Origin of the sequence: Leptospira meyeri (assembly GCF_004368965.1) — a bacterium.
Classification (GTDB): Bacteria; Spirochaetota; Leptospiria; order Leptospirales; family Leptospiraceae; genus Leptospira_A; species Leptospira_A meyeri.
The window spans coordinates 2,724,154-2,735,549 of record NZ_SORO01000001.1 but is presented as its reverse complement, the minus strand read 5'-3'; the positions used below and the strand labels follow the sequence as shown (position 1 = coordinate 2,735,549).

At 36.1% G+C, this 11,396-nt stretch carries 8 protein-coding genes; 7 read left to right on the top strand and 1 reads right to left on the bottom strand.

All coding sequences use genetic code 11. The annotated features are described in order from the left end of the window. Positions 1 to 80 precede the first annotated feature (80 nt). From CLV96_RS12915 to CLV96_RS12890, 6 genes are all read left to right on the top strand, one after another. On the top strand, positions 81 to 1,451 hold the full coding sequence (locus CLV96_RS12915; protein WP_004786789.1) for an MBOAT family O-acyltransferase: 1,371 nt from the start codon (positions 81 to 83) through the stop codon (positions 1,449 to 1,451). 9 nt (positions 1,452 to 1,460) lie between these two features. Next, positions 1,461 to 2,549 (top strand): DUF1574 family protein, encoded by a 1,089-nt coding sequence (locus CLV96_RS12910; RefSeq protein WP_004786157.1) that lies wholly within the window; start codon positions 1,461 to 1,463, stop codon positions 2,547 to 2,549. Positions 2,550 to 2,634: 85 nt separating this feature from the next. Further along, positions 2,635 to 2,949, top strand: a complete 315-nt coding sequence (locus CLV96_RS12905; protein ID WP_196795749.1) for a hypothetical protein — start codon at positions 2,635 to 2,637, stop codon at positions 2,947 to 2,949. 40 nt (positions 2,950 to 2,989) lie between these two features. Further along, the gene (locus CLV96_RS12900) at positions 2,990 to 4,321 is read left to right on the top strand and encodes a TolC family protein (RefSeq protein WP_004786384.1); all 1,332 of its coding nucleotides are present in this window, start codon (positions 2,990 to 2,992) and stop codon (positions 4,319 to 4,321) included. Then, entirely contained in the window at positions 4,318 to 5,457 is a 1,140-nt protein-coding gene (locus CLV96_RS12895; RefSeq protein ID WP_004786430.1) for an efflux RND transporter periplasmic adaptor subunit, read from the top strand. Before CLV96_RS12900 ends, CLV96_RS12895 begins: the two co-directional genes overlap by 4 nt. 2 nt (positions 5,458 to 5,459) lie before the next feature. Further along, positions 5,460 to 8,570, top strand: a complete 3,111-nt coding sequence (locus CLV96_RS12890) for an efflux RND transporter permease subunit (RefSeq protein ID WP_004785472.1) — start codon at positions 5,460 to 5,462, stop codon at positions 8,568 to 8,570. On the opposite strand, the gene CLV96_RS12885 is transcribed toward CLV96_RS12890, so the two are convergent. Further along, positions 8,519 to 9,325: a dienelactone hydrolase family protein gene (locus tag CLV96_RS12885; RefSeq protein ID WP_040917154.1), complete on the bottom strand. Its 807-nt coding sequence runs from the start codon at positions 9,323 to 9,325 to the stop codon at positions 8,519 to 8,521. The genes CLV96_RS12890 and CLV96_RS12885 overlap by 52 nt on opposite strands. A 291-nt stretch (positions 9,326 to 9,616) precedes the next feature. Between CLV96_RS12885 and CLV96_RS12880 the strand changes: the two genes are divergently transcribed. Next, positions 9,617 to 11,329, top strand: coding sequence for an acyl-CoA dehydrogenase family protein (locus CLV96_RS12880; RefSeq protein WP_004784631.1), 1,713 nt, complete (start codon positions 9,617 to 9,619; stop codon positions 11,327 to 11,329). Positions 11,330 to 11,396: the final 67 nt, after the last annotated feature.

Here is an 11,396-nt window from a genome sequence, read left to right as displayed (position 1 = left end):
TTCTTGGATTTGATTTTTGACGCAAGTATGATTGTGTAAAATGACTGGCAGAAAAAAATATCGCGGAAATTCTAGGGAAAATGCTGTTCAATTCCATTGATTATTTTTTCTTTTTTATCGCCTGTTATATTATCTATTGGATTTTACCTACTCGTTTTCGAAAATACGTCCTTATCATTTTTTCACTTATATTTTACGGATATTGGAGTGGTTCATTTTTAATACATTTCGTAGCTTTCATCATTCTCACTCATCTCTGTGTTCTTGGTATCCTTAAAACCAAAAGCAGGATTTTTCTAATTTTGGGTGTAGGAATCAATTTAATCAACTTATGTTTTTTCAAATATTTCCTAACTTATATCAAATATTTAATGTTAGAAGGTGAGTTAACCATCCCCTTTTTTCAATCTTTATCAGAAATTATCTTACCTTTAGCGATAAGTTTTTATACCTTTCAGATGATAGCATACTTAGTGGATGCTTGGAGAGGAAAATTTACAGATTCTCCATTCGTTAACTTTTTATTATTCATTTTATTTTTCCCACAACTCATTGCTGGCCCCATCATGAGACATGATGATTTTTATGATCAAATCGATCATTCTAAACTTACTTTGGATTTTGTACAAAGAGGAATTCTACATATCATTTCTGGTCTTGTAAAAAAAGTACTCATCGCCGACCAACTCGCCAAAATTATCAATCCCGTTTATTTGAGTCCGGGCGAGTATGATGGAATTTCGATATTACTAACTACCATTGCATTCTCTTTTCAAGTCTACGGAGACTTTTCTGGATATACAGATCTAGCAAGAGGTTCTGCATTTTTACTTGGATATGAAATACCTGAAAACTTTCGTTCCCCATTTTTATCTGTTAGTTTCACTGAACTTTGGAGCCGATGGCACTACACACTTTCTACTTGGATCCGAGATTATTTGTACATTCCATTAGGTGGGAACCGAGTGTCGGAGCTGAGGTATAATATCAATACCATCATCGTCATGTCTTTATCTGGACTTTGGCACGGAAACACTTATACATTTTTTCTTTGGGGATTTTTCCATGGAATATTTCTTTCCATCGAACGATTTGCATTTGGAAAACCAGATCGAAAATCAATGTCAATCACAAAACAGGTATTTGCTTCTATATGGATATTTGCAATTTTTTGTATTTTGGCTACTTTCTTTCGAATTGATACAATAAAGAAAATTGGAACATTTTGGTCTGCAAGTATCAACCTCACAGGAAAAATCATTTATCGTCCAGACTTTTGGGGACTCATTCTTGCAAGTTACGCAATTCAAATTCTAGAATTTAAAAATTATTTTTCTGATCGTCTCAAACCATATACCAATTGGATTATTTTTTTTCTGAGCTTTTTTGTATATTTGGCACTTATCAGAATCGAATCGCCCGTAGAAACATTTATATACTTTCAATTTTAATGGAAACTTATGAAATTTAACCGAATCTATTTTTTACCTTTTTTTATTCTATTTAGCATCATAATAGTGGATAAACTCATTTGTATCTCTGATGTTCGAGAAAGTGGCCGAAGGAATTACAAAGCTGGTCAAAATATTTTACTCGGGATGCCTGTAATTTGGGAAGAAAATAAAAAAATCCAAAGCAGCGGGAAAAAGGTAGTAGTTGTTACAGGAACTTCGCGTTCAGAACCTTTTCACGAATGGGCAGAAATTCCGGTAAATAAATCCACATCAAACGAACCAGTTTATTTCGAGACACGCACTGCAGTAAAAGCTTCTGAGTTTTTATTATACTACTTATTGATCAAATCGATGACTGATGCAGGTTTTAAACCGGATGTATTGTTTTTAGAATTTTCTGATGAAATGTTAAACGAAAACAATATATATACATACAAAACAAAATGGGCCGAGTTGATGTTACACGAAAATGAATTAATGGATATTTATGATTCAATGAATTCGGAAATGCAAAGAGATATCATCGCCCGACTTTTATTTTTAGGTTACAATTATCACTTCAAACCAATAGTCGCCGCTAAAAATCTTATTACTGGCAATCGAATTACAAACGATACATACTTTATCGGGATTTCGTCTTATATGAATGTGAAAAGACCATTCACCCCAGATAAAGCAGGTTATGAGATCAATCAATTTCCACCTAAAGAATTCCAAGAAAGAATCATTGATTATGCGCAGTCGCGGAAGGAACATTTTTTAAGCCGGTTCCAAATTTCGGAAACAGAAACAAAGTTTTTCAAAAAAATCGTCGATCACGCAGAAAAACACAATATCCCAATGGTCATCTGGGAGCCACAAATTCACCCATATTACCAAGAGATTCGTCACCAAATCACTCAGGGCGGCATTTTTCGGCAGTACATCCGTCAATTTGTCGATCCGAATTCAAAAAATATTCGTTATGTCAGTTTAAATGAAGGAAATACAAATTGTAAAACGTATGTAGATTGTAGTCATGTTTCTCCTGTCTGTGTTCCCGAAATTGCAGATAAGTTATTGCAAACAGCAAAGGAGATTCCAAACTTTAAGTAACCGTATGAAGTCAAATTTGAAAAATCTCAGTTTCTGGAGAAAATTTTTCCTATTTAGCTTTTTATTGTTATTTTCAACCAATTTTATGTACCAACGCATCGTTGATAATGAGGTCAACTGTGGTCTGATTGGATCCCCCGAAAGTGGTTGTCCATATGCTTTTTTGGACCATGCGTTAGGTGTTAATCCGGGACATGATTTAAACGAAGAAGGTGAACATACAGACCATGTTTGTTTTTCTTGTCCATGTAACTTCATTGTCTCTTGTTCTTGGGATTTGTATTTATCTCATATACTCATTCAACTACATAAAGTTTATATCCACCAACCCGAACTTCAGATTCCTAACCTCGTAACAGTAAACAGTTTCTTTCGCCCGCCCAAACAAAACCTAACTTAGTTAATTCGCAATTTTTTTGCGTGAACACTTGGGAGGTTCCATGATTTTTTATTTTTTTCCCAAACTTCTTAGAATCCATCTTCGTTGTTTGGTTTTTATCTGTTTATTCAATTTACCAATAAATCCAGAATCAAATGATTCCAATGGATATAATTGTGATAAATACAATTCTATATATGAACTAAGTCAATGCATCGTAAAAAAACATCCTGATTATCGCATTGAAGAAATTAAACTAAAGGAAATTTCAGGAAGAAAAAAAATAGCGTCCTATTACTTTCCATCGAATCCCGTTTTTACTAGTTATTTGGCTACAAGAAAAGGTGAATCTACTGGCCCTACACTTTTGTCAGGACCAAATTCAGCAAATAACTTTCAGGTCATGGTAAACCAAGAGATCTTTACAAACGGCAAACGAGAAATAGCGGTTCAAATTGCTGATGAAGAATTTAAGGCTCAGGTCTTTCGCTTAGAATCTGTAAAAAGAATTCTAGAATTTGATGCTCTAAAAAAAATGACTCGATTCCGATACCTACATTTAGAGGAAGAAAATAGTTTAAATAATCTAAATCTTGTTAAAGAATTAAAAAAAATATCGAAAGCAAGAATAAATGAAGGATTATCTCCTGGGATTGACGAATCATTATCAGAGTCAGAAGAGATTCGAATATTCAAAATTTGGAACCAAACACATAGACTTTCAGAAAACTCCAAATCCGAATTAGAAGTTTTACTTGGAATGCCAGTCGAATTTGATTCGATCAAAATGCAATACTGGACAATGCCGAGTGATTTGCCAAAAGAAAAAGCAGATTTAATTCAAATGGCTATGCAGATGCGCCCCGAACTTTCTCTTTCCGAAAAAGAAATTGAACTTTCTGTTCTTAGACAAAATGAAGTTAGACGGCAGAAAATTCCGAATGTATCACTTGGTGCTTTTGCCCAAAATGATGGATTTAACGAAAGAGTGGTTGGAGGAATGTTAACGTTTCCTTTAATCATTTGGAGAGATTATGAAGGTGAAAAAATCATAGCTTCTTCGAAAATTGATAACTCCAAAGAACTAAAAGAATCAGTTTCTCGAAATATAAAACAAGAAGTTATGTTTGCATTAACAAACTACATAAACCTTTCAGAGGAAATCAAACTTTACGATGAATCAAAAATGGAACGCGCCGATTCAGATTTAAAAAATCTTCAAGAAGCCATCCGATTTGGAAAAATTAAAATCATCGATGCTATCAACCAACAACGTATTCTCTTACAAACAAAACTAAACTACCTAAATACAAAATCAGAATTTGAATTATCTCAAATTGAACTGGTTCGTGTTTTAGGTTTGCCTATCCATTCATTAGGGATGAATCCATGAAAAAACAAAAAATACTACTCCTTATTTCATTTCTCTTCATTGCAATTTCTATAACAATTTGGAAGTTAAGAGATTCAAAAACTACTTCGGAAACAGAAGATAATCCCAAAAACATTGTTAAGTTATTGGAAGAAAATCGAAAAAATCTTTCCATTGAAACAGAAGTTCTAAGTAACCAACCAATTCAAACTAAAATTGAACTGATTGGTGAAACAGAAGCTGTTCCTGATGCCATCATTGACGTTCCCGCACGGATTTCAGGACGAATTACTTCTGTTTACTTTGTAGAAGGAGATTCTATCAAAAAAGGACAAAAGTTAGCAACTATCGATTCACCGGAACTTGCAAAACTTAGGTCCGCTTATTTGGTAGCAAAATCAAAATTTACCGCAGCAGAACAAAACCTAAACAGAATCAACTCATTGGTAAAAATGAATTTAGCCGCAAAACAAGAGTTTATTGATGCAGAGGCTAGCTTAAAGGTCATTGAATCAGAAAAAATTGCAGCAGAAGAAAATCTACGTGCCAATGGACTAGCTATTGATAATGCAGCTTCCGGAGTTTATACTGTGTTTGCACCAAGGTCAGGCCTTGCTCTTTCAAGAAATGCTATACCAGGTTCTATCGTACTGGGAAATCAAATTTTGACTACAATTGCAGAACTTTCTCAATTATGGTTTCAAGCAAAGATATTTGAAAACGATTTAAAATACCTTTCGGAAGGGATTGCAGGTAAAATTATCTTAAATGCATATCCTGATTTCGAATTTGATGGAGTTTTAGAACATATCGGAGAAAAAGTAGATCCAGAATCAAGGACTGTCCATGCCCGACTAGTTTTTAAAAATAAAAATCGAAAAGCTAAGATAGGATTGTTTGGAAAAGCAGTTTTAAATGTAAACGGTAGATCTGGAATTCAGGTTGTGGATGAGGCAATCCAGTCCTACCAAAATCGAAAATTTGTATTCATAGAGTCACAAACGAATCTCTTCCAGTGGGTGGAAATAGAAACAGGAAGTACAAATGATGGAAAAACAGAAATTCTTTCTGGAGTTGCTGAAGGAGATAGCATTGTAATCAAAGGTGCTTTTGAGTTAAAAGCAATCCTCTTCAAATCAACGTTTGGCGGGGAATAAATATGGAATTTTTAACTAAAATTGTACAAGTTTCTTTACAAAACAGATTATTAGTCATTATTCTGACAGCTTTACTTGTGTTTGGTGGAGTTTATTCACTAAAACATTTAAAAGTGGATGCGGTTCCCGACATTACCAATGTTCAAGTGCAAGTGATCACCACATCACCGGCTCTCTCTACCCTAGAAATTGAACAGTACATCACTTTGCCAGTTGAACGAGCCATCACTGGGATACCGAACCTAATTGAAGTAAGGTCTGTTTCTCGATATGGATTTTCATTAGTAACAGCTGTTTTTGCAGATGGTACTGATCTATGGAAAAGTAGACAATTGGTCAGCGAAAAATTAACAGAAGCATCTGAAAACATTCCAGCGATTTTCGGAAAACCAGTCATCGGGCCAATCACCACAGGACTCGGCGAAGTATTCCAGTTTACGTTAGAAAGTGAATTTCATAGCCAAATGGAACTCACCACCTATTTGAATTGGTATATTAATCCCACACTCAAAACAGTCCCTGGAATTGTAGAAGTTAATAGTTTTGGAGGGAAAACCAAACAATACCAAGTCATTGTAGATCCTTTCAAAGCAGCCTCTCTTGGTGTATCACTAAACCAAATTGTTAATGCAGTACAAAGTAATAATCTCTCCACAGGTAGCGGATATATTGAAAGGTCCGGCGAACAGTTAATTGTCGGTAGCGATGGTTTATTAAAAACTACCACTGATTTTGAAAAAATTCAAGTGGGGAAAATGGGGGATGGATTTCCAATTTATTTGGATAGCATTGCGAAGATAGTTGAAGGTCCCAGACTTCGAAAAGGTGCTGCCACAGCTACCGGGAAATCAGAAGTAGTTGGTGCAGTGACTCTCATGTTACTTGGAGAAAACTCGCTAGAGGTCACAACTGCAGTAAAAGATAAAATCACTCAAATCGAAAAAACATTACCAACTGGTATGCAGATCAAACCATATTACGACCGTTCTATTATGGTAAAAAATACTTTAAATACTATCGTTTGGAATTTAACAGAAGGTGCGATCTTAGTCATCATCATTCTATTTTTGATGATTGGTGATTTCAGATCAGGACTAGTCATAGCATCGATGATTCCACTTGCGATGTTATTTGCCATCTGCCTCATGTTCTTACGTGATTTACCTGCAAACTTAATGTCGATGGGTGCCATCGACTTTGGTTTGATCGTGGATGGAGCTGTAATCCTTATTGAAAATTCTCATCGGCGATTGGGTTTAAAACGAAAAGAACTCAAAAGAGATCTGACCGACACGGAACAAAAAGAAACTATTTTAAATGCAACCATCGAAGTTAGAAAAGCCACCATTTATGGCGAAATTATCATTGGAGTTGTTTATATTCCCATCCTTACACTCAGTGGAACAGAAGGAAAAATGTTTATCCCCATGGCAACAACCGTCTTATTTGCGTTACTTGGTGCATTTTTTTTGACACTTACCATCATTCCTGTTTTAGCTTCTTATTTTTTGAAGGGGGGGCATATAGCAGAAGAAGAAACTCCTTTTTTCCAAAAAATTCATCAATGGTATACACCTAAGTTAGATTATTGTTTAAAAGAATCCAAAAAAGTCACTTATTCGACAATTGGAATCTTAATTCTTTCTATCTTTTTGTTTTTTCAATTGGGTGGAGAATTTTTACCAAAACTGGATGAGGGTAATTTGCTAATTGAAGTGAGCCGATATCCTTCAACCACTTTAACAGAATCTTTACAATCTTCAATGAAGATCGAAAAAACGATTTTAAAGGAAATTCCTGAAATCACAGAAATAGTTTCAAGATCCGGCTCGCCTGAACTTGCCATTGAACCTATGGGTGTGGAAAAAACAGACATGTATTTGGATATGAAACCAAGGTCAGAATGGAATATTACCAAAAATGAAATCGAATTAAAGTTACAAGAAATCATTGAGAGGGTCGCACCGCAAGTGGCTTATGGGTTGTCTCAACCGATTGAAATGCGTAACAATGAAATTATGGCGGGAATCCGGGCTGATGTCGGAATCAAAGTATTTGGTGATGATCTAATCCAACTAAAAACAATCGCAGAAGAAATCTCTGCTAAAATCAAACACATCCCTGGCGTTGTAGACCTTAGAATCGAACAATTGTATGGACTCGAATATTTAAGAATCAAACCTAACAGAGAAAAATTAGCAAGATATGACCAATCAATATTAGATGTGAATCGTGTTACAGAATCTATTTCTTCTGGAGTTCCTGCGGGGATCGTTTATGAAGGAATGAAACGATTTGAAATTGTAGTCAAAACAGATGTTGGTCAGAATCCAGAACAAATAAAAAACATTCCCGTTAAGGTTGGAAAAAATACCTTCGCTCCCTTACACGAACTATCGGAGATTCAGATTGAAGATGGTCCCGTTCAGATTTACCATCAAAATCAAAATCGTTATGCGCTAGTTCAGTTTAACATTCGTGGAAGTGATATGGTAAGCACTGTCAATGCCGTTCAAACTGTGTTGCAAAAAGAAATAAAGTTTCCCCCTGGTTATCATTATACAACAGGAGGTGAATTCGAAAAGTTTGAATCTGCGACAAAAACACTATTTGTCGTTGTTCCAATTACATTGATTATTATTTTTTTGATTCTCTATTTTGCATTTAACGAAGTATCGGCGGCAACGATCATTTTTTTAAATGTACCTTTTGCTATCACAGGCGGGATTTTTGCTCTTTATCTCAGAAATTTACCATTTAGTATTTCTGCAGGAGTGGGATTTATTGCTTTATTTGGAATTGCAGTTCTCAATGGACTGGTATTGATTAGTTTCATTCGTAGTTTAGAACAATCAGGTAAAAAGAAAGAAGAGGCAGTCAAAGAAGCTGCTATTTCAAGACTTCGACCGGTCCTTACCACTGCCCTACTTGCGTCCATTGGATTTATACCAATGGCAATCAGCACATCACCAGGTGCTGAAGTCCAAAGACCTCTGGCAACCGTAGTGATTGGAGGGTTAGTCACAGCAAGTATACTGACCCTCTTTGTACTTCCTTTAGTTTATTTGAAGTTTGTTGCAAAAAAAGATTTCATACTATCAAAAGACGCATAATCAGCTTTTTGGTTGTATGCAAGACCAGGTAACCCTTGTTTTTCGGATCCTGGTCGAGTAAATCCATGAACGGCTCCCGGATGCGATATAAAAGTAACAGGGGCCTTTGCCTCAGTTACGGTTTTCACAAAGGTTTCCACGGAAGATTTAGGTACAAATGGATCGTCTGCGCCATGATGTACTAAAACTTTACTCTTTATCTTTTTGGCACCTGTTGCCAAATTTTTGCTACCAAAAAAACCATGAAAGGAAACAACGCCTCCTTTTAAATCTGCACCATCTAATGCTAGTTCTATGACTCCTCCGCCACCGAAACAATATCCGATGGCACCGATTTTACTAACATCAACATTGGGATTTGATTTTAGAATATCGAGCGCTTTGTAGATTTTTTTTAGGATCACTTTCGGATCCCCATTAGCACCTGAAAGTTTTCCTGCTTCCACATGGTCTTTAGCAATGATACCTTTTCCATAAACATCCATTACAAAAGCAACATATCCCAAATCGGCCAGCTGTTTGGCACGTTGTTTTGGATAATCGTTTAATCCCCACCATTCATGGATCACAAGAATTCCAGGTCGTTTGCCTGTAAGGGAAGAATCAACGGCGAGGTAACCCTCATATGTTTTCCCGTCCAATTTATATTCCACCGGACTGCCTGTGACTGTTTCTTTAACGGGTAGTTGTGAAGTTGGCACGCTTGCACATTGAATGGCAAAAACGAGTGTAAGAATGGAAATGAGTTTTTTCATACTTCTCCTGGTCCGCCAAAAGGAAGGACAATCCAGTCCTAAGGCAGAGATAGATTTAGAATTCTAATTTGAAACCGTAAAAAAGAAACCTTAATTTCGGCTTAATTCTCTCAGATTTTCGAATTTAAGGGAATCAAATTACTATGTTCTTTTTTGTATCCAGAATTAAGAAACTCAAACAATGAACCGATCGGTTCACAAAATACAACCATTCAATTTTTTTTGTTATACGGATATTTTTTAATCGCCTCACATTCATAAATTTTATCTTCTAATCCAAAAGGAATTTATATGATCCAAAGTAACTATTTTCAAACCAACGAAGACTTAAAGGAACATTTTGAAGATTTAATTGATTGGAGTGAAATTGTACCAATCTACGAAAATCAATTTTCAGATTCCAAGTTATATTTAGAAAACAATAACCCTAAACTAGAATATGCACCATCTAATGTTGATGAGGCGATATCTTTTTATGAAGAAATCCTTAAATCCTGCGGAGAGATTAGTGGAATGTATGTTTCACAAGTTGCTTCTATTGTAGATTCTAAAGGGCTTAAATTTGAGAATGGAAACGTAATCCACCCTCAAGAAATGGTGGATGTAGTTCAAATGTATCACGATGCAGGACTTGGTCCGGCAGCATTCAAAAGAAAATATGGCGGACTTGGAACACCGAGTATCATCAAAGCGATGATTGCAGAGTTAATGTATAGATCAGATAGTTCCATCACAATTGCAGTGGGGAGTATGGGTCTTGCTGCTATCTTAGAAGTTTGTGCAACTGAAGAAATGAAAGATGAATGGATCCCTAAATTGATTTCAGGAAACTATACAGTCACCATGGGACTTTCAGAACCCGACTTCGGATCTGACTTACCAAATATTACAACAAAGGCAATAAAAAAAGATGACAAGTGGTTTCTAAATGGAACCAAAAGATTCCAAACAGTTGCTTGTGGTATCAATGGAAGCCCCGGCATCACACTTACCCTTGCTAGAACAGGAACGCAAGAAAGCGGAGCACGAGGACTATCTTTCTTCATCGTTGAAAACAAAAACTACGCCGTTCAAGGAATTGAAAAAAAATTAGGAATCAAAGCATCAGCTACATGCGAAACAGTATTTGAAAACAGTGAAGGCCATTTGGTTGGGAAAGAAGGATTTGGGCTTGTGAAGTATGTTATGGGAATGCTCAACGGTGCTCGTCTCAGTGTATCATCCCAAGGTACGGGAATCGTCACAGCAGCTTACGAAGAAGCACTTAAATATGCGAAAGAGAGAGTTCAATTCGGAAAACCTATTTATGAAATTCCAGCAGTACGTCGCATGTTAGACCGAATGGAAAGGGAACTGGCAGGAATGCGTTGCCTCATGGTAGAGGCAGCATATTCCGTTGATAAATACTATTGGTATGAAGATGGAAGAACACCTACCCCAGAAGAATTAAAAACAGGAAAATTTTGGGAAAAAGTAGCGAATACACTCACACCTATTTCCAAATACTATAACTCGGAAATGTGCAATGATTTAGTATATGACGGATTACAAGTATTAGGTGGTGCAGGTTATACAGAAGATTATGATCTTTCTAGACTATATAGAGATGCTAGGATTACCAATATCTACGATGGAACCACACAAATCCAAGTCAACGCAGCCATTGGAGGAATCACTTCAGGGATGAGTGCAACAGGTACTTTTCGTACCTACTTAGATCATCTCGCAAAAGGTTCAGAATCAAATCCAAAACTCAAAGAAATACGAACTCTTTTTGAATCAATCGTAGAAACATTCAAATCAATTGAAAACCAAGAAACCAAGGAAACTTTTAGTTTTGAAGTCGTCGAATCAGCTGCAAGAGTGGTGGTTGGATACTTAATGGAAAGAGCGAAAAACAAATCTTTGAAACGAAAAGATTTACGCACAACCTGGTGCAAAGCGTTCCATGTTGATAGTTTGGCAATTCTTTCAGCAAACAAAATCAAACTTACTGAAAGATAAAAAAAAGGGTCCTCGATTTTGAGGACCCGAAAGAAAGGAAAGGGATGGACTCCCCACAATGCGCCAG